General features: G+C 34.7%; 14 protein-coding genes. 8 read left to right on the top strand and 6 right to left on the bottom strand.

Translation table 11 applies throughout. From position 1 onward, the window contains the following. Window positions 1-18: 18 nt before the first annotated feature. Together ACNFU2_RS04630 and ACNFU2_RS04625 are read left to right on the top strand one after the other, a co-directional pair. A complete protein-coding gene (locus ACNFU2_RS04630; protein ID WP_172278374.1) occupies window positions 19-594 on the top strand; it encodes a glutathione peroxidase in 576 nt (191 codons plus the stop codon). Window positions 595-673: 79 nt separating this feature from the next. After that, window positions 674-1,189 carry a VOC family protein gene (locus ACNFU2_RS04625; RefSeq protein ID WP_306612490.1) on the top strand — a complete coding sequence of 172 codons (516 nt, stop codon included), beginning with the start codon at window positions 674-676 and terminating at the stop codon, window positions 1,187-1,189. A 105-nt stretch (window positions 1,190-1,294) separates the two neighbouring features. Here ACNFU2_RS04625 and ACNFU2_RS04620 read toward each other — a convergent pair whose 3' ends face one another. Further along, window positions 1,295-1,951: an NAD(P)H-binding protein gene (locus tag ACNFU2_RS04620; protein ID WP_273648155.1), complete on the bottom strand. Its 657-nt coding sequence runs from the start codon at window positions 1,949-1,951 to the stop codon at window positions 1,295-1,297. A 239-nt stretch (window positions 1,952-2,190) separates the two neighbouring features. On the opposite strand from ACNFU2_RS04620, the gene ACNFU2_RS04615 reads away from it, so the two are divergent. Beyond that, a complete protein-coding gene (locus ACNFU2_RS04615; RefSeq protein WP_273648154.1) occupies window positions 2,191-2,544 on the top strand; it encodes an MmcQ/YjbR family DNA-binding protein in 354 nt (117 codons plus the stop codon). Window positions 2,545-2,551: 7 nt separating this feature from the next. Continuing rightward, complete coding sequence (locus ACNFU2_RS04610; protein ID WP_273648153.1) at window positions 2,552-6,295, top strand: DUF3857 domain-containing protein; 3,744 nt, start codon at window positions 2,552-2,554, stop codon at window positions 6,293-6,295. 36 nt (window positions 6,296-6,331) lie between these two features. Here ACNFU2_RS04610 and ACNFU2_RS04605 read toward each other — a convergent pair whose 3' ends face one another. Continuing rightward, the gene (locus tag ACNFU2_RS04605) at window positions 6,332-7,258 is read right to left on the bottom strand and encodes a bifunctional riboflavin kinase/FAD synthetase (protein WP_273648152.1); all 927 of its coding nucleotides are present in this window, start codon (window positions 7,256-7,258) and stop codon (window positions 6,332-6,334) included. Between the two features lie 321 nt (window positions 7,259-7,579). Between ACNFU2_RS04605 and atpD the strand changes: the two genes are divergently transcribed. The 3 genes from atpD (at window position 7,580) to ACNFU2_RS04590 (ending at window position 10,357) form a co-directional block, all read left to right on the top strand. Next, entirely contained in the window at window positions 7,580-9,088 is a 1,509-nt protein-coding gene (gene atpD, locus ACNFU2_RS04600) for a F0F1 ATP synthase subunit beta (protein WP_172278364.1), read from the top strand. A gap of 89 nt (window positions 9,089-9,177) precedes the next feature. Continuing rightward, window positions 9,178-9,459: a FoF1 ATP synthase subunit delta/epsilon gene (locus tag ACNFU2_RS04595; protein ID WP_172278362.1), complete on the top strand. Its 282-nt coding sequence runs from the start codon at window positions 9,178-9,180 to the stop codon at window positions 9,457-9,459. Between the two features lie 79 nt (window positions 9,460-9,538). Further along, window positions 9,539-10,357 carry a hypothetical protein gene (locus tag ACNFU2_RS04590; protein ID WP_273648150.1) on the top strand — a complete coding sequence of 273 codons (819 nt, stop codon included), beginning with the start codon at window positions 9,539-9,541 and terminating at the stop codon, window positions 10,355-10,357. Window positions 10,358-10,470: 113 nt separating this feature from the next. Here the strand turns inward: ACNFU2_RS04590 and ACNFU2_RS04585 are convergent, their stop codons facing one another. The 4 genes from ACNFU2_RS04585 to ACNFU2_RS04570 form a co-directional block, all read right to left on the bottom strand. Beyond that, entirely contained in the window at window positions 10,471-12,660 is a 2,190-nt protein-coding gene (locus tag ACNFU2_RS04585) for a B12-binding domain-containing radical SAM protein (RefSeq protein WP_273648149.1), read from the bottom strand. A gap of 74 nt (window positions 12,661-12,734) precedes the next feature. Beyond that, the gene (locus ACNFU2_RS04580) at window positions 12,735-13,202 is read right to left on the bottom strand and encodes a glucosaminidase domain-containing protein (protein WP_273648148.1); all 468 of its coding nucleotides are present in this window, start codon (window positions 13,200-13,202) and stop codon (window positions 12,735-12,737) included. Between the two features lie 130 nt (window positions 13,203-13,332). Then, a complete protein-coding gene (locus ACNFU2_RS04575) occupies window positions 13,333-14,604 on the bottom strand; it encodes an aminotransferase class I/II-fold pyridoxal phosphate-dependent enzyme (protein WP_172279656.1) in 1,272 nt (423 codons plus the stop codon). Between the two features lie 80 nt (window positions 14,605-14,684). Next, window positions 14,685-15,722: a PLP-dependent cysteine synthase family protein gene (locus tag ACNFU2_RS04570; RefSeq protein ID WP_273648147.1), complete on the bottom strand. Its 1,038-nt coding sequence runs from the start codon at window positions 15,720-15,722 to the stop codon at window positions 14,685-14,687. Between the two features lie 224 nt (window positions 15,723-15,946). On the opposite strand from ACNFU2_RS04570, the gene ACNFU2_RS04565 reads away from it, so the two are divergent. Beyond that, window positions 15,947-19,432: a DUF2723 domain-containing protein gene (locus tag ACNFU2_RS04565; RefSeq protein WP_273648146.1), complete on the top strand. Its 3,486-nt coding sequence runs from the start codon at window positions 15,947-15,949 to the stop codon at window positions 19,430-19,432. Window positions 19,433-19,584 lie beyond the last annotated feature (152 nt).

The raw sequence follows: 19,584 nt of genomic DNA, 5'->3' as shown, positions 1-19,584 counted from the left end.
CCACTAATCATATTACTCATGAAAAAGATCTTCTTATTGCTACTTTCTTTTGTAGCGTTCTTACAGAGTTGTACCAACCAAAAAAGTGAAATTTCTAAAGCTAAAACCAATGAACTTATGGGAAAAACAATATATGATTTCAAAGTAGAAAGCCTTGATGGCAAAGAGATCAATTTTGCAGACTTTAAAGGGAAAAAGATCCTGATTGTAAATACGGCTTCGGAATGTGGATTTACCCCACAATATGCGGATCTGGAAAAAGTTTATGAAGAATATAAAGATAAATTGGTAGTAGTGGGTTTTCCTGCAAACAACTTTGGAGGTCAGGAACCGGGAACCAATACCGAGATCGGTGCGTTTTGCCAGAAAAATTATGGGGTAACTTTTCCATTGGCTGCTAAAGTTTCTGTAAAAGGGGATGATACAGCACCTATTTTTAAATATCTGACAGAAAAAGAACTAAACGGAGTTAAGAATACTACGATCCTTTGGAACTTCACTAAATTCCTGATCGATGAAAACGGTAAATTAGTAGATAGCTTTGTAAGCACTACGAAGCCAACTGATCAGGCGATTACAAAATATTTTAAGTAAACAAAAAAAAGTATATTTTTACAAAGTGGGTGTTTTCACCCACTTTTTTTATATGGTTAAATAAATAAAAACGTAACTCATGAAAAAGATCATTTTTGCGCTTTGCATTCTAATTTCTTTTATATTAGGATTTGCTTTTAAATCTGCTACTGATGGCAGTGAGGACCGTCTTAAAAGAGTAACAGGGATTGGTGGAATTTTTTTTAAATGTAAAGATCCTAAGAAAATGAGAGAATGGTATAGCGATCACCTGGGGCTTCACACCAATGAATATGGAGCGGTATTTGAGTGGTACCAGGGGACTGATAACTCTAAAAAAGGATTTAGCCAGTGGAGTCCTTTCAGTGAAAAAACAAAATATTTTCAACCGTCAGAAAAAGACTTCATGATCAATTATAGGGTAGAACATCTTGATAAACTGGTTGAAGAGTTAAAAAAAGAAAATGTAACCATCGTGGATAAGATCGAAAGTTATGAATATGGAAAGTTTGTACACATCATGGATATAGAAGGAAACAAAATCGAACTCTGGGAGCCTAATGATGTTGAATATGAAAAATTAGGGAAAAGTATGAACAGTAAAACGACGAAGTAAAAGTCTGAGCTTCGGCTCAGACCAAAAAATATAAGTTTATCACCTCAAATTATTATCTTCCTCTAACCTCTAACCTCTAACTTCTAATCTCTAATTTCTAACCTTTCATTCATTCGTTTTCTCCGCAAAACAAAATATATTTCCCAGTTTTATACTGGAATACCCATAGCTTTTGATTTTAGAAGAATTGATCATGGCTTTGGCTAAAATATGAGTTGGCAATGGCTTCTGGCTTTCCAAAAGTCCGATTTTGTTGGCAAATTTTATAATTCGGCTTCCGAGAACTTCTCCCGTTCTGTCGGAATCCTTTCTTTCCAGCATGCCAGGTTTAAAGATGGTTATTTTATTAAAATGCAGTTGCTTAACAGCTTCTTCAAGTTCGCCTTTCATTTTGGAGTAGAAAATTTTGGATTTAGGATTTGCCCCGTATGCAGAAACAAGAATGTAGTCATCCACATTGTTTTCCTTCGCAGCTTTTGCAAATTCATACTGATAGCCGAAATCTACTTTTCTCTGGGCTTCTTTACTTCCAGCTGTTTTCAAAGTGGTTCCCAGGCACGAAAAAGCAACATCACCTTTTACTGCTTTTTTCCATTCTTCCGGTGCATCAAAGTTTACGATGTGAACGTTTAATTTATCACTCCTGATATTAAGAGGTTTTCTGACAAATACATCAACTTCATCGAATTCCTTATCGTTAAGTAATTGATTGACTAAATCTTTACCGGTAGCACCTGTAGCGCCAATTACCAAAGCTTTCATAATAAATGTGATTAGTGATGATGTTGTGAACTTTTCTTTCCTACCTAAATTTACTAAATTTGAAATTAATAATAAAGATTAAAAGATTAAAAGATTAAAAGATTAAAAGATTAAAAGATTAAAAGATTAAAAGAACTTGATAAACACTAATTTTGCACTATCAACTATCAACTATCAACTATTAAACTCTCATTTTCATCTTTTAACTAATAACCCATTAAAACAATCAGCTATTAAAAATGGATGCCAACGAAATATTGGATTACTGTCTTGCAAAAAAAGGAGTCACCGAAACTTTTCCTTTTGACAATGAAACGCTTGTGATGAAAGTAGGAACGAAAATGTTTTTATTAATGGGACTGGAAAGACAGCCCTTAGCAATCAACGTAAAGACCGATCCTGAATGGAGTGCCGAACTTCGGGAGCAATATCCACAGATCACCGGTGCTTATCACATGAATAAGACCCATTGGAATTCAGTTTCTTTGGATGGTTTAAAAAGAGATCTTATTTTTAAAATGATTGATCACTCCTATGATCTTGTTTTCTCTTCATTAACGAAAAAATATCAAAATACCATTAATAATTTATAAACTAACTATGAGGAAAGTACTAATTTCCGCTATCTACTTTTTATCAGTCAGTGCCTTTGCACAAACTCAGGAAGAGACTAAAACATGGAATCTTTTATTGAATAATAAAAGAGAGGAGGCCAGAAATTTTTATGATAAAAATTTAAAAGACAAAAAGCTAAATGGTTTTGAATCTTTATTTTTAGATGCTTTAATAGATGAGGAATTGGGGGAAATGTCTTTTGATGAAACATTTATTAAAAATTTCGTTAATTTCAAACTGGATGAAGCCTATTTGTATCCTATTTTCAAAAGAAGATTTGTATTGGGAGATAATGAAAGATCAGGATTGGACGATAATTCTTATAAGAAAATAGATTTTTTAGCTCAAAATGAAACCTATGCAAATACAGTTACTATTTTAGAATATAAAGCGACCCTGGACAGGATAAGAAATAACTACAAATCCGCCGATGAAGCTTTAGCAAGAATAGGCAGGATCGATAAATGGCAGTATGCAGGTGTTTTTGAAAATCTTAACGGAAGCGGTTTGTACAACGAATATGATCCGGAATCTTATGCGAAAAATGATAAACTTTTCAATGCTAATAGCTTTGGAAATGTAGGGTGGTATAATAAGAAACTTCCATCAAATGATGGATTTGAGTTTTTTATTAACGAAATAGAGTATGGAAGAGGAATTATGTATGCCCAAAGTTTTGTAGAAAATCCTACAGAAAGGAAAATTTTGCTTGAAGTAGATACAAACACTGAATTCAGACTGTTTTTAAATGATTCTGAAATACTATCAAGTACAAATGACGGATATACAAACCTAGGAGCACATCTGGTAGAAGTAAATCTACCTAAAGGAATGAATAGAATTATGTTAAAATTTGACATGAAGAACTCTAAGAATGCCTTTATGGTGGTGCCTTTTGATCTGAATTTTAATAAAATTTCTGACCTTAAATATTTTGATACTTTTAAGGATTATCAGAAAACCCCACTTAATCAGTTACAAGCTAAAGAAGTTCCTTTGAAATTTGAAAAAGCTTTAAAAGAAAAGCTTAGACAAACTCCAAATAGTTTTTTTTATAAATATTTATTAGCCTCAGCCTATCTTAGTAATTTTCAAAATGAACAAGCGAAAGAGTTGATTGATGAATTGTTGAAATCTTACCCTAAGTCTTCTCTTATTCAATCTCTGTTTACAATCTATTATACGAATGTAGAAGATGATAAAAAAGTCAATGAAGTTTTTAAAAATATTGAGCTAAATGATCCTGAATACTATATAGTACCGATGATCAAAATGGTAGAAAGCGAAAAGTTTGAGAGTATGTCTATCGAGGAACTTGAAAAGTACAGGAACATTTTATATAAAACAAAAGCAAAACCATTAGGCGAATTTTTTGATGTTGTAATTGCAATGAGAAATCGTGATGTTGTTAAAGCAAAAATGCATATTGCAAACCTTAAAAAATATTTTGCCAATAATGAGAAGTTTTTTACAGTTTTTACAACATTAGAAGATTTTGATAAAAAGGATCAAAGCTCGACCATTAAAAAACTTGAAGAAGTATATGAAAAGAAGAATAGTAATGATGTAATGTCAACTTTATATTCTTACTATGAAAAAGCAAATAGGGTAGAAGATCAGAAGAAAATTTTAAAGAAATATATTGAACTGTATCCTACGGTAAATTCTTTCAGATCACAATATTTAGGCATTTTAGACGGAGATTACCAGAATCCTGAATATGCTACTGAATTAGAAAATGCTTTAGAAAACTTTCCTTATTCTTATTCAATCTTAGCTACAAAAGCAGATTATTTGGCAAAATTAAATAAAAAACAGGACGCTATAAAATTTGCAAAACTTTCCCTTTCTCATAATACGCAAAATGAACAAATGCATAAGTTGTTAAGGGATCTTGATAAAACCCAGGATGAAATTACACAAGTATCTAAAAAGGAATTGTACCAACTTATCAGTGAACGCAGAAATAAGGGGATAAAAGGAAAAAAGGGAGTTACAACACTTTTGGATGAGTACATTGTAAATGTATTTGCAGAAGGGGGACTCAAAAAAAGAAGTACATATGTTTATGAAATTACTTCAGAAAAGGGAATTGAAGAATTGAAAGAGTATTATGTTGATTATGATGATGATGTAATAAAATCTGAAATTATTAAGCAAAATGGAAGTATAATTCCGGGAGAAAAATCCGCAGATGAGATTGTATTTACAAATTTATCAGTAGGAGACGTAATTCTTATTCAAAAAGAAAGCTTGGAAAGAAATGGAGGACGATTCTCTAAAGATTTTAACCTAAGTTCTTATTTTGATTCTGAATACCCTGTGGTAGAATCTATTTTTACTGTTATTACTCCTGAAAGTCTAAATTATCAGGTAAAAAGCAATAATAAAGAAGTAACGTCTACGAAGAAGAAAATTGGGGATAAATTATTCCAGACATGGAAATTAGATAATCTTCCCGAAGTAGATCTGGAAGAGTATTATGGTCCAAGTTTCTATGATTCGACTATTTCGGTAACAGTGAATTCAATTAAAACATGGCAGGAAATAGCCAAATGGTATGCTGATCTGATCCAAAAAAGTGTTGTTTCAGACAAAGTTGTTGAGAGATCTTTTAAAGAAATTTTTCCTGCAGGAACTTCAGGAATGAATGATATGGTAAAGGCTGAGAAAATCTATAACTATATTGAAAAAAACATAAGTTATAGTTCAGTCGACTTCCGTCAAAGTGGGTATATCCCTCAAAAACCATCTAAAACACTTTCTACTAAATTAGGAGATTGTAAAGATCTTTCTACTTTGTTTTTGATTTTAGGAAATCAGGCAGGATTGAAGTCAAACCTTGTATTGGTTCAAACTAATGACAACTCCTCTCAGCGTCTCTTATTGCCCAATCTTAGTTTTAATCACTGTATAGTAAAAGTTAATCTTGACGGAAAAGAAACTTTTCTCGAAATGACAGGAAAATATTTACCTTTTAACTCTGCAGTTAAACTTAATTATAATGCAAAAGCTCTTGTTATTGATAAATCGAATACATCCACAGATCTGATCAGTTTATCGAGCGATAATAATGTTAAAAGTGTTTTTAGAACAGTTAGTGACGTTACCATTAATGGAGACAATCAGAACTTTTCTACAAAACAGTATGTATTGGGAGAAACGAAAAGTTATTTTAATGAATTTTTTCAAGATGATCAAACAGATGATTACAGGAAGAAAAGTATGGAGGAACAATACGGTTCTGTGCTTGATAAGATCATTAATGTAACAACTGTGAAGTTGATTGATGGAAAAGACCTAACATCAAAACCTCTTAGTTTTGAAGTACAATTTAGTATTAATGATAAACCTCAGTCTGTGGGAAGTTTAAAGATTATGAAGATTCCTTTTGTGACAAAACCATTTACAAAGGAAGTTGTAGCAACAGAAAACAGAAATACAGATATTCAATATACCAAATATGAAAAACATAACGAATATGTAGAAGAAGTGTATCTCAATATTCCGGAAAGTATGAAGTTCATTGAAATTCCGGAAAATAAAACACTGACTTATAATAATTTTAAGTATTCGATTAATTATGAATTACAAAAAAATAACAAATTGAAAATTACCCGGACAGCCAATACACCTTGGGATAATATTAAAAAAGAACAGTATCCGGAATTTAAAAAATTTGTTGAAGATTCAGTAAATACGGAAAATCAAATTTTAGGATATAAATAAATCAAAAAGAAAGCTTACAAATTTTGTAAGCTTTTATTATTTTTTAAAATCAAATTCTTCAGTAAGTCTTTTATCTTCATCCAATCTTTCGATCAATTTTTCAAGACCTTCGAATTTGATTTCATCATGAAGAAAATCCCTGAATTTTACAGTGATCTCCTGATCGTAGATGTCCTCGTTGAAATTTAGGATATACACTTCAACCGTTAGTGCGTCGCCGTTTACAGTAGGATTGGTTCCTATACTGAGCATTCCTTTATATGGCTGTCCTTTAATATAAACTTCAACAATATATGCTCCTTTTTTAGGCAATAACTTAATAGATTCGGTACTGATATTAGCGGTAGGATAGCCAATAGTTCTTCCTATTTTCTTACCATGAACTACTTTTCCTGAAACAGAGTAGGAGTAGCCAAGCATTTCATTAGCTTCTACAATATTTCCCGCTAAGAGAGCATTTCTGATTTTGGTAGAACTGATATTATTTTCGTGGATATTGATGGCTTCCATTTGTTCCACTTCAAAATCCAATTCTTTAGACAGTTTTTGGAGAAGTTCAAAATTTCCGCTTTTATTTTTTCCAAAAGAGTGGTCGTATCCTATAATAAGGTATTTTACATTCAATTTATCTATAAGGATCTGGCGAACAAAATCTTCTCCTGTAAGATTTCTGAATTCTTCATCAAATTCTTTTAAAAACAAATTATTGATCCCATATTTATCAACCAACAATTTTTTTTCTTCCAGGGTATTTAAAAGTTTTAAATCTTCATTGGGATTAAAAACAAATCTTGGATGTGGCCAAAAAGTAAGGATCGCAGTTTCCAACTGGTTTTCTGCCCCTATTTTTTTTAGTTCATCAATAATGCATTTATGTCCCAAATGTACCCCGTCGAACATTCCTAAAGACAGTGCTAAAGGCTTTTGCGCGGAATAGTCATTAAAATTCTTGAAAACTTTCAAAACGGAAAAAATTTGACTGCAAATATAAAACCTTTAAAATTATCTATTATTATATAGTAAGAGTTATTTTCAATGAACAATTTCGATAATTTGCTGTCTGAGAATTGTTGTCAATTTTAATTTTTGTGAATGAATAACAGTATAAATTATCAATTATTAAATTTTAATCAGTCTGTTTGAGATTTTTAACAGTGAATTTTGTACCTGAATTTTGATTTCCGATTCTGTTCATTTGATCAGAAAAGCATGATAAAAATCTTTTTTTTACCAATTGTGGGTTTATGAAGAATCATTATATTTGCACCAAGAAAAAATTTAGCAATGGCAAACCAAATTAAAGGAAAAATTTCTCAAATTATTGGTCCGGTAATCGACGTAGTTTTTAATAATGTGGAAGCAGTTCCAAGTATTTATGACGCGTTAGAAATTACTAAAGGAAACGGTGAAAAAGTAGTCTTAGAAGTAGAACAACATATTGGTGAAGATACGGTAAGATGTATCGCAATGGATGCTACAGATGGTCTTACAAGAGGTCAGGAAGTAATCGGATATGGAAATCCTATTACAATGCCGATTGGTGAGGCTGTAAACGGAAGACTATTCAACGTTGTTGGTGATGCTATCGACGGGCTTCAGAATATCTCTAAAGAAAATGGATTACCTATCCACAGAGAAGCTCCGAAATTTGATCAGTTGTCAACTTCTGCAGAAGTTTTATTTACAGGTATTAAAGTAATCGACTTAGTTGAGCCTTATGCAAAAGGAGGTAAAATTGGATTGTTCGGTGGTGCCGGTGTTGGTAAAACAGTATTGATCCAGGAGTTGATTAATAATATTGCAAAAGGACACGGAGGTCTTTCAGTTTTTGCCGGAGTAGGTGAAAGAACGAGAGAAGGAAATGACCTTTTGAGAGAGATGTTGGAATCAGGAATTATCAAATATGGTGATGATTTCATGCACTCTATGGAAAATGGTGGTTGGGATCTTTCTAAAGTAGATTTAGAAGCGATGAAAGATTCAAAAGCTGCATTCGTTTTCGGACAGATGAACGAGCCACCAGGTGCAAGAGCGAGAGTAGCCCTTTCTGGTCTTACATTAGCTGAGTACTATAGAGATGGAGGAGAAAGCGGACAAGGTAGAGACGTTCTATTCTTCGTAGATAATATCTTCCGTTTTACACAAGCTGGTTCAGAGGTATCTGCACTTCTTGGACGTATGCCATCTGCGGTAGGTTACCAGCCAACGCTTGCTTCTGAGATGGGAGCGATGCAGGAAAGAATTACATCTACTAAAAACGGATCTATTACTTCAGTACAGGCAGTATATGTACCTGCGGATGACTTAACTGACCCGGCTCCTGCAACTACATTTGCTCACTTGGATGCAACTACAGTACTAGATAGAAAAATTGCTTCTTTAGGTATCTATCCTGCGGTAGATCCATTGGCTTCTACTTCAAGAATCCTTGCACCGGAAGTTATCGGAGAAGAACATTATAACTGTGCTCAGAGAGTAAAAGAAATTCTTCAGAGATACAAAGCTCTTCAGGATATCATTGCGATCCTTGGTATGGAAGAACTTTCTGAAGAAGATAAATCTGTTGTTTACCGTGCAAGAAAAGTTCAGAGATTCTTGTCTCAGCCTTTCCACGTTGCTGAACAGTTTACAGGTATCCCTGGTTCATTGGTAGATATTAAAGACACCATCAAAGGATTCAACATGATTATGGATGGAGAACTTGATCATTTACCAGAAGCCGCTTTCAACTTGAAGGGGACTATTGAAGAAGCTATCGCAGCAGGACAAAAAATGTTAGCTGATAACGCTTAATAAGTTAGACATGAGATATCAGATACTAGACATGAGACTTTAAAGGTTGTCTGAAATCTGAGATCTGAAATCTTTTAATCTAAATTAAAATGAATATAAAAATTTTAACACCAGAATACGTAGTTTTTGAAGGCGAGGTAAACTCTGTTTTACTTCCGGGAAAAAATGGTGAATTTCACATCATGAAAAACCACGCAGGAATCGTTTCTTCATTAATTAATGGTAAAGTAAAGCTGTTTGTGAATTCTGTCGATGAAGCTTATGCCAAGAACCTTACCAGAGAGAATGAAAAAGATTCTGTTTTTTCTTATTCTATCAAAAGCGGTGTTGTAGAATTTAATCATAATAAAGGAATTATCCTTTGTGAGTAATTAAATGAAAAGCTAAATATATTTTCAAGAAAGTGTAACTTTGGTTACACTTTTTTTTATGTAATGTAAATCTGATTTTATGAGGAGTATGATCATGTTGTTTATGATGATGGGAATTGTATTAAACGCCCAGAATTTTAAAACCAAAAGGGGTATTATAAGTCTTGATGGAGTACATGTTGCTAAAATTTCAAATAAATCAAGTGAGTACACTTTTATGGACCTGAAGGAGACGCCTATTTATACAATAGAATTTGTTGATAAAAGCGTCGTGGATTCTGTAAGAGACAGTTACATAAAATTGAACAGGGTATACAACAGGGATAAGACCATTGAGTTGGATTACAGCTCTCCTTCAGCCTTTTCCGGTGAAGAAAGATCTGCAGTATATACTTGTATAAAAGACCTCAAGATCATTGATAACAAAGGCATTAATGTTAAGAATTTAGATGAGCTTTTTCAAAATACACCCAAAAGAAAGCTTGATACTAAAACCAAGGATGCTTATTCCATACGGAGTAAAATTGACAAGATGAAAATTGAAGTCAACAATGTAGGGGAAATTCTCAGCAATGGTGTCCCGGTCGGATATTTTACGAATTTGCCGGTAAGCTTCGGATCTGATGATAAGATTGCCGAGAAAACATTTGTAGATATTGAAATCTATGATGCTAAGAGCAAATATATTGGCAAATACATTACCACTACCAAGCAGATCAAAACAGCTGGTGGAAAAAGTTTTACATTGTACAGGGAAATGTCCGGAAGGGCTTCAATTTTAAAATTTCCGACCTATAAAGCTATTGCAGAACGGATGGCAATTTTAGATCCGAATTTTATTAAAATTCAGGAAAAGGTTGTTGTAGGACAGGTCGTAAAAGATGGTGTAGAGAAATAAAAGTTTAGTGTTTAATAATTTAATTGTCTATGGAATGCCGGGTTTGATTCATTTATAAAAATCAATCAAAATTTGGATCAGCTAAAGATCCCGGTAGACTTCTCAATTAGAAACTACAAACTTAAAATGACACCATTATCTTTAAGTTGCTGTATAGGTTTTGAAAACCAGAACAGTTCAAAATCCTCGAAGTTCTCTTCAAACTGAATTTTAAGCTGTTGCAGGGTTGTCTTTTTTGCATTTTCAATGGCGTTTTCCGCAAGCACTTTCATGAGCCATTCTGCTTTTGGCTGCTCCAGATCTATTTTTACGATATTTGTTTTTAAATGGAATGTCAGTTGCGTATATGCCCACGAATTTTGTTTCTTTGTTTTTATGTAATTCTCGGCAACAACATTTCTGTCCATAAAAATAACCTTTGAGTTTCCTTTAAAAACAAAATGATCTTCTTCTAAAAGGCAATCGTGGATATAATCGGGGTGAATGGTTGTTTTGGGAATTTTAAAATCAAACCAATCCTGTAATGGGATATCAAAATTGATTCCGTGCATATAATTGAAAAGCGATTTTTTTAATCCGAAACTGAATTTACTATGGTCAATTCCTGTTTTATCTGTAAAATCAATATCGTTATTGGCAAATAAAATTTCCTGTTTAATAGGAGTAACGCCAAATTCTTCAGGATGTAAACCCACCGGAGAATGAGCCGTCATGGCAAACTGATGCCAGAATCCACTTTGCAGAATTCCCATTTCAAAGAGCTGCCGTACCATTTCCAGTGAATCAATTGTTTCCTGTACAGTTTGGGTAGGGTAGCCGTACATAAGGTAGGCATGGATCATTATACCGGCTTCAGTGAAATTTCTTGTAACCTGAGCCACCTGATCAACGGAAATCCCTTTATCAATCAATTTTAAAAGACGGTCACTGGCTACTTCCAGTCCTCCTGAAACAGCAACACAACCCGAAAGCTTCAGTAAAAAACAAAGATCTCGGGTAAAACTCTTTTCAAAACGGATATTGGTCCACCAGGTCACCACGAGATTCCTGCGCAAAATTTCCAGCGCAACTTCTCTCATTAAAGCAGGTGGGGCAGCTTCATCCACAAAATGAAAACCGGTTTCTCCAGTTTCTTTAATAAGCTCCTCCATCCTGTCGACCAGGATTTTTGCAGAAACAGGTTCGTAGATTCTTATGTAATCCAGCGAAATATCACAAAAAGTACATTTTCCCCAATAGCATCCATGAGCCATTGTAAGCTTGTTCCATCTTCCGTCGCTCCACAGACTGTGCATTGGGTTGGCAATTTCAATGACTGAAATATATTGATCGAGTAAAAGATCTTTATATTCCGGTGTTCCGACCTGTGCCTGTTTATAGTCGTGTCGTTTAGAGTTATTCTTATAAGTTACCGTATGGTTCTCAATGAGGAAAGTTCTTTTAAATTCGGCTTCTTCAGTTGGGTTATTTAGATGGTTATAAAGAAGTTCAATTGGGAGTTCGCCATCATCTAAAGTAATAAAATCGAAGAATTCGAAAACCCTGGGATCTTTTATTTCTCTTAATTCCGTGTTTGGAAAGCCACCACCCATCGCTGTTTTAATGTTTGGGAAATTTTTCTTGATGTATTGGGCACATCGAAAAGCGGAGTACAAATTCCCCGGAAAGGGGATAGAGAAACAGACAAGTTTGGGTTGTACGGTCTGTAGCTTTTCCGCTAAAATTTCTAATGTGATATCATCAATAAATGTTTGCCGGTCTGATAATTTGGAATATAGCTCGTCAAAAGAATTGGCACTTTTCCCCAGGCGTTCTGCATACCGGCTGAAACCAAAATCGGAATCTATATTTTCAACAATATAATCAGATAGATCCTCCAAATACAATGTGGCCAAGTGTTTTGCTTTATCCTGAAGCCCCATGTTTCCGAAAGCAAATTCCATATCATCCAGCTGATTGAACCGGGAAGCTTCCGGTAAAAAATTCATGCTACAGATCTGGCGGGCCAAAGTGGCATTTTTACCTTGCAGGAAATGAATGACCTGATCAATGGTTTTTATATATTCATCCCTTAGAGCGAAAATCCTTTGGGTATTTTCTGACAACTTTTCAAGATCAATTTTCCTGGAAAAAATGTTCTGAAGACCCTCTTTTGAAAAAAGTTCCAAAATAACTTCAATCCCCAAATCGATCTGATAGCTGGTAATATTTTTGGTATTTAAAAAACCTTTAATATAAGCCGTGGCAGGATAAGGAGTATTAAGTTGGGTAAAAGGCGGAGTAATCAGAAGAAGATCTTTCAATAGGAATTTTTTTGCAAAATTATCACATCTATATCATACAAAAAAATTAATGGCCTGTAAAAGATGAATTGAACTTATTTTTGTAAGCCGAATTTAGCAATGGTAGAATTTATTTTCTTTATCCATTCATTAGGTTTGGTAGAATAACCTGTGGAAGCAATAGCTTTAACCCAATCGTTACTGTTGTTATTATCTTTTAACCGGGTATAAATTTTCTTTTTGGAAAGCATACGGCAAAAAGCTTCATAGCTTTCGCGAACGGTACTAAAGCTTTTAAATTTAGAATTATTCACATCGTTCTTTCCCAAAATACCAAAGTGATTATTAAGGGTTTTGCTAGCCTTGCTGGTTCCGGCTCCGGACTCCACAATAGCTATCGCGAGTATGATCGAGCTTGGAATCCCGTATTGTTTTGAGAGATCTGCTGCAATATCTTTATGGTTATCTATATAAGAATGCTGGGCATTAGCTGTTGTAAAGAAAAGCGTAAGAAACAGGCCGATAATTGCTGTTTTAATATTTCTGGAATTTCTAATATACATCTATTTTGATATCAATCTATTACATAAAATAATGACTTTTAAAAAATTAAAAGACAGATATTTACCACTCATTCAGAAGTGGATTATAGATAAAAAGGCCATTGTATTTCAAATGGCCTTTTGTATTGTTTTAAATTTCTTTAAACTGAACGTTGTTCTCCTTCAGATAATTATCAGCTTGCTCCTTATAATGACCACCCACCAGTTTATCGTGAATAGCTTCAAAGGCAGCTAATGTTTCATTGATCTCAGCATCTGTATGAGACGCCGTTGGAATCAATCTTAGTAATATCATTCCTTTAGGAATTACCGGGTAAACAACTACAGATGTGAAAATTCCGTAAATTTCTCTTAAATCTTTAACCAAAAGAGTTGCTTCTACCGGTGTTCCCTGCATCATTACTGGCGTTACACAAGTATTACTGTCTCCAATGTTGAAACCTCTTTCTTTAAGACCGTTTTGCAGTTTATAGGTATTTTCCCAAAGTTTAGCTTTAATTTCAGGTCTTGTTCTTAAAAGCTCTAATCTTTTAAGCCCTCCGATAACCATTGGCATCGTCAGGGATTTTGCAAAGATTTGTGATCTTAAGTTGAATTTTAAGTATCGGATGATTTCTTTATCTCCGGCAATGAAAGCTCCGAAACCGGCCATTGACTTAGCGAAAGTAGAGAAATATACATCGATTTTATCCTGACATCCTTGTTCTTCACCAGCTCCGGCTCCTGTTTTTCCAAGAGTTCCGAATCCATGAGCGTCATCTACAAGAAGTCTGAAGTTATATTTTGATTTCAGGTCACAGATTTCCTTAAGCTTCCCCTGCTGACCTCTCATTCCGAAAACCCCTTCTGTAATTACCAGAATACCACCACCGGTTTCTTCAGCTACTTTTGTTGCTCTCTGAAGGTTTTTTTCAAGACTTTCGATATCATTGTGTCTATAGGTAAATCTTTTTCCGGAGTGAAGTCTTACCCCATCTACGATACATGCATGTGAATCTACATCATATACGATTACATCATTTCTGCTAACCAAAGCGTCAATGGTAGAAACCATTCCCTGGTAACCGAAATTTAATAAATAAGCAGATTCTTTCTGAACAAAATCAGCAAGCTCCCTTTCCAGTTGTAAATGCTGTTCTGTTTCCCCGGACATTGCTCTTGCTCCCATTGGATAAAACATCCCGTATTCAGCAGCGGCTTTTGCATCGGCTTCCAAAACTTCAGGATGATTACATAATCCTAAATAATCGTTAGCACTCCAGAAAATGACTTCTCTTCCCTGAAACTGCATTCTAGGTCCGATTGGCCCTTCAAGTCTCGGGAAAATAAAATAGCCTTCTCCATAATCTGCAAATTGTCCAAGAGGTCCTGGATTTTCTTTTATTCTTTCAAAAATATCCAACATTTTATAAGTGATTTTATTTAATTAAAAAAAGCCTTTTGTGATCTACAAAAAAGGCTTGATTTGTATGGTAATTATTTCTATTTGATGAATTCTGTCTTGAAAACTTCATCGTAGTTGTGAACACAATTGTTTACAAAACCTTGTTCCGCCATCCATTTGTCGCTGTATACCTTGGTAATGTATCTTGATCCATGATCAGGATAAATTAATACAACCAGGTCATCTTTTGAAAATTCGTTAGATTGGGCATATTGTATAAGCGCCTGGGTAACAGCTCCGGTCGTATAACCTCCCATGATCGCCTCTTTCAGAGCTATTTCACGGGTTCTGTAGGCAGACATTTCATCATTCACTCTTACAAACTGGTCGACTTTATCAAAAAGTAAGGCGGCAGGAATAAGATTTTTTCCCATTCCTTCAATCTGATAGGGGTGAACATCTTCTTTATGGATTTCTCCGGTTTCATGATAACTTTTCAGAATAGATCCGTCTGCATCTACTCCTATTATTTTGATATTCGGATTCTTTTCCTTTAAAAATTTTGCTGACCCGGATAAAGTTCCCCCGGTTCCTGTACATGCAAAAAGATGTGTGATTTTTCCTTCTGTCTGCTCCCATATTTCCGGTCCGGTAGTCTGGTAATGGGCATCAATATTCAACTCATTAAAGTATTGGTTGATATAAACAGAATTAGGTGTTTCAGAAGCCACTCTTTTGGCAACCTCATAATAGGATCGGGGATCATTCGCAGGTACGTTAGCAGGGCAAACATACACTACCGCTCCAAGAGCTTTAAGATAGGCAATCTTTTCAGGTTTTGTTTTGTCACTTACAGCAAGAATGCATTTATACCCTTTGATAATGCAAACCATTGCAAGAGAGAATCCTGTATTCCCTGAGGTGGTCTCTACAATTACAGAATCTTCTTTTAATAAACCTTTTTTCTCAGCGTTTTCTATAATGTGAAGTGCGATTCTATCTTTAGTGGAATGTCCAGGATTATATGATTCTAACTTGGCATAAACAGTTGCAGGAATATCTTTCGTTACAGTATTTAGCTTCACCATAGGAGTGTTTCCTATTAGGCCAAGGATATTATCGTAAACATTACTCATTATTTGCTATTTTTCAATAAAAATCTGAGGGCAAAAATACAAAAAAATAAATAATTTCTAAACTTTTGTTTGATTTCTAAGCTGTCATTACTTAAATCGATATTTTTCCTTCCTCAATGGTTACAGACTTATTAACGCAAATACCACACCAGTATTTTAAAAAATTGTTAAAATCGATATAAAATCATATAAAAGCCCTATTTTCGCGTAATTGATTTTATACTATGAAAAACTGGACTTTTAGGCAATGGAACACCGTTTTAGGATGGGTGATTTTCGTCATTGCATTTTTCACGTACTTATCAACAATAGAACCCAAGCTGAGTTTTTGGGACTGTGGTGAGTACATATCTTCTGCAGTAAAATTAGAGGTAACGCACGCTCCCGGGGCTGCTTTATTCCAGATTGTGGGCGCTGTAGCGGCCATTTTTGCATTAGGAAAAGGCGAAAATTATTCTATCGTAATCAATGCAATGTCTGCTACGTTCAGTGCTTTTACGATCTTATTTTTATTCTGGACCATTACGCATTTTGTAAGACGATTACTGAATAAAGATTTTGAAGAAGTAACCAAACATCAGGAAATTTCGATTCTTTTTGCCGGTGTCATAGGCGCGTTGTGTTTTACATTTTCCGATACTTTTTGGTTTTCGGCGGTTGAAGGGGAAGTGTATTCCATGGCTTCGATGTTTATTGCGCTTTTGGTATGGCTGATCACAAAATGGGAAAATGAGTATAACACTTCGGACAATGAAAGATGGATCATTCTTATTTTCTTTATCGTTGGACTTTCAGTAGGTGTACACATGATGTGTATGTTATCTCTTCCCGCAATCTGCCTGGTATACTACGCCAGAAACTATAAGTTCACGTGGAAAAATTTCATCTGGGCAAACCTGATCACGTTGGGGATTCTGATTATTGTATTTAAAATTATTTTCCCACTCATCATGACGATGTTTGGTAAACTCGAGATATTCTTCGTCAATGGTTTGGGACTTCCTTTCCATTCAGGAACAATTGCTGCTTTTATTCTTATGGTAGCAATATGCTATTTCATGATTAAATATGCGAGAAAAAGTAAAAAAAGCATTTATCAGACCATAGCATTATCAATTGTTTATATGGTAATCGGCTTCTCATGTTGGATGGTCATTCCAATCAGAGCTAACGCAAACCCTCCAATGAACCTGAATGATCCCGATACGGCTATCGGTATGCTTGATTATTACAACAGAGAACAATATGGAGACTGGCCGACAATTTACGGACAAAACTATACCGCTTTCCTTGATGCCAACGGAATTGAGAAAAATGAAGACGGAAGCTTTAAAACCAAGAAGACCGGCGACATTTATGAAAAGGATGAAAAAACAGGAACCTATAGAAAGACAGGAGAACGTTTTAACTATGTTTTCAGCAAGTCCCAGGTAAGTTTAATGCCCAGAATGTTCAATGAAGACAAATCGGTGATGGCGAACTACATTTCAATGTATGGAGCTCCTGACTTCACCTTTAATTATGGAAATGAAGATGTAGCAGATAATCCTCAGGCAAAAGAGATCTTCAATGAACTGAGAAAGAAATACGAAGATAAAACGATTACGGCAGCAGATTACCTGAAAGTAAAGCCATACGATCTTATTAATGTTCAGAAGCCTTCTCTGGCTCAGAATATGGATTACTTCATTACTTTCCAGAACGGATATTACTTTGTAAGATACCTGATGTGGAATTTTGTAGGAAGACAGAATGACCTTGAGGGGAATATGGAAAATACAAAAGGAAACTGGATTTCCGGATTTTCTTTTATAGATAATGCCATGTGGGGAAATCAGGATAAGATGCCTGCTAAATTTAAAAATGAAAGCACGGTTGCTTTTTTCTTCTTACCCCTTATTTTAGGATTAATCGGATTCTTCTTCCAGCTTAACAGGGATTTTGGAAGATTCTATGCTATATTATCATTATTCGTTATTACCAGCGTTGGAATTATTTTCTATACAGGTGTAAAACCATTTGAACCTAGGGAGAGGGATTATGCGATGGTAGGCTCATTCTATGCTTTTGCTATATGGATAGGTTTAGGAGCGGGTGCTATTTTATGGTTCTTACAGTCTAAAGTAAAGTCCGGTGCAGCGAATATTGTTGCGGGAGTGATTTTACTGGGTATACCTTTTATGATGGGATTCCAGAATTATAATGTACATGACAGAAGTAACCGGTATACAGCATATGATTATTCTTATTCCGTATTAAAATCATTGCCAAAAGAGGATATTTTATTTGTATACGGTGATAATGATACATATCCGGTTTGGGCGATTCAGGAAACCGAAAATTTCCGTGATGATGTAAAAGTGGTCAACTTTACTTTGCTATCAACACCATGGAACATTGACCAGGTAAAAAGAAAAACCTATAATGCCAATGCCATTCCAAGCCAGTTAACTCACGAAGACTACAGGGATGGTGTGAATGATCAGATCTACCTGATGAAAAAAGAAGACTGGCAGAATATCTTCAATAACCTTCAGGAACAAGGAGCCTCTTCTACGGAATTCCAGGCTTTTAGAAAGTATCTTACCCAGGATTCCATTACTTTAAAAGAAGCAATCAATTTCATCAAAATGAAATCCCCTGAAAAGGATGAAATTCTTAAAATGATCTTTGGAGAGGCACGTTATGAAAAATACAACTTCTTACCGGTGAGTAAATTTATTTTACCTGTCAACAAGGAGAATGCTTTAAAAGCAGGGATTATCAATCCAAGTGATCTTCCTAATACTGTTAATCAGATTATGATCGATTATAAAGCCAATACTCTTTATAAGAACAACCTGATGATGTTTGATATTCTGGCTAATTTTGATTGGAAAAGACCGATTAACTTCTCCTCAGGCGGAGTATATGACAGCGAAAATATTTTCTATCTGGATGATTATTTGCAATTGGATGGTTTCAGCTACCGACTGATTCCTATTCATACGCCACCTAGCAGCGATGGAGATATGGGAAGGGTAGACGCCAACTCTCTGTACAATGTGGTGAAAAACTTCAAATGGGGTAATTTTAAAGACTTAAATGCTCATTTTGATGAAACCGCAACTTCCAATATCATCAGCTATAGAAGTGCAGCGAGCAGAGCAGCGGCAGCCCTTTCTTTAAAAGGTGAAAAAGCTAAAGCGATCGAGTTACTGGACCTTGCTGCTAAGGAAATTCCGGTAGAAAAATACAATGATCCTCGCTCATTAAGTTCAATTGTGTACGGATATATTGTAGCAGGACAGGAACAAAAAGGATTGAAACTGGCAGAAGTTCTTAAGAAAGGAATATTCGAAGAATATGATTACTATTTAAGCCTTAGCCCTGGTGATCAGAGATACCTGAGAAGACAAATGGGAGCTAAACCTATGGAATATTCTCTTGTGGTTTCTGCTGTAACTACAGCTTACAACGCTATTGGGCAGAAAGATAAAGCATACGACTACCTTGTGAAATCTATTGAGCCTATTGATAAAAAGTTCAATGTGTTAATCAAAGATCTTCAGCAAATGGGTAAAGAAAAAGCGATGAATGAATCTGAAAATGTACAAAGAATCACTCCGTTCTATCAGTACTTATTTGATATTATGGAACCTTTTGATTCTACTTATTCCAAAGAAAAAGAGCATCAGATTACAACAGCGATTATGAAAGCGACCCAATAAAATACTTTCAAAACATAATTAAAAACGGAACTTCGGTTCCGTTTTTTTTTGCTTTGGATGTAATAAAATTAAGTGGTTAAATGTCTTACAGAGAATAGCTATATTATTAAAGATATCACTGGAAAATAATCCTTGACCGCTTAATAATTTGT

Origin of the sequence: Chryseobacterium sp. PTM-20240506 (assembly GCF_048296755.1) — a bacterium.
Classification (GTDB): Bacteria; Bacteroidota; Bacteroidia; order Flavobacteriales; family Weeksellaceae; genus Chryseobacterium; species Chryseobacterium proteolyticum.
Note: the sequence above shows the minus strand (reverse complement) of the source record. Positions and strands in the feature narration are given on the sequence as shown.

What these genes read in the sequence shown, in the direction of transcription:
- ACNFU2_RS04630 (WP_172278374.1), top strand. Translation starts at nt 19, where the DNA reads ATGAAAAAGATCTTCTTATTGCTACTTTCTTTTGTAGCGTTCTTACAG.
- ACNFU2_RS04625 (WP_306612490.1), top strand. Translation starts at nt 674, where the DNA reads ATGAAAAAGATCATTTTTGCGCTTTGCATTCTAATTTCTTTTATATTA.
- ACNFU2_RS04620 (WP_273648155.1), bottom strand. Translation starts at nt 1,951, where the DNA reads ATGAAAGCTTTGGTAATTGGCGCTACAGGTGCTACCGGTAAAGATTTA.
- ACNFU2_RS04615 (WP_273648154.1), top strand. Translation starts at nt 2,191, where the DNA reads ATGGATGCCAACGAAATATTGGATTACTGTCTTGCAAAAAAAGGAGTC.
- ACNFU2_RS04610 (WP_273648153.1), top strand. Translation starts at nt 2,552, where the DNA reads ATGAGGAAAGTACTAATTTCCGCTATCTACTTTTTATCAGTCAGTGCC.
- atpD (WP_172278364.1), top strand. Translation starts at nt 7,580, where the DNA reads ATGGCAAACCAAATTAAAGGAAAAATTTCTCAAATTATTGGTCCGGTA.
- ACNFU2_RS04595 (WP_172278362.1), top strand. Translation starts at nt 9,178, where the DNA reads ATGAATATAAAAATTTTAACACCAGAATACGTAGTTTTTGAAGGCGAG.
- ACNFU2_RS04590 (WP_273648150.1), top strand. Translation starts at nt 9,539, where the DNA reads ATGAGGAGTATGATCATGTTGTTTATGATGATGGGAATTGTATTAAAC.
- ACNFU2_RS04580 (WP_273648148.1), bottom strand. Translation starts at nt 13,202, where the DNA reads ATGTATATTAGAAATTCCAGAAATATTAAAACAGCAATTATCGGCCTG.
- ACNFU2_RS04570 (WP_273648147.1), bottom strand. Translation starts at nt 15,722, where the DNA reads ATGAGTAATGTTTACGATAATATCCTTGGCCTAATAGGAAACACTCCT.
- ACNFU2_RS04565 (WP_273648146.1), top strand. Translation starts at nt 15,947, where the DNA reads ATGAAAAACTGGACTTTTAGGCAATGGAACACCGTTTTAGGATGGGTG.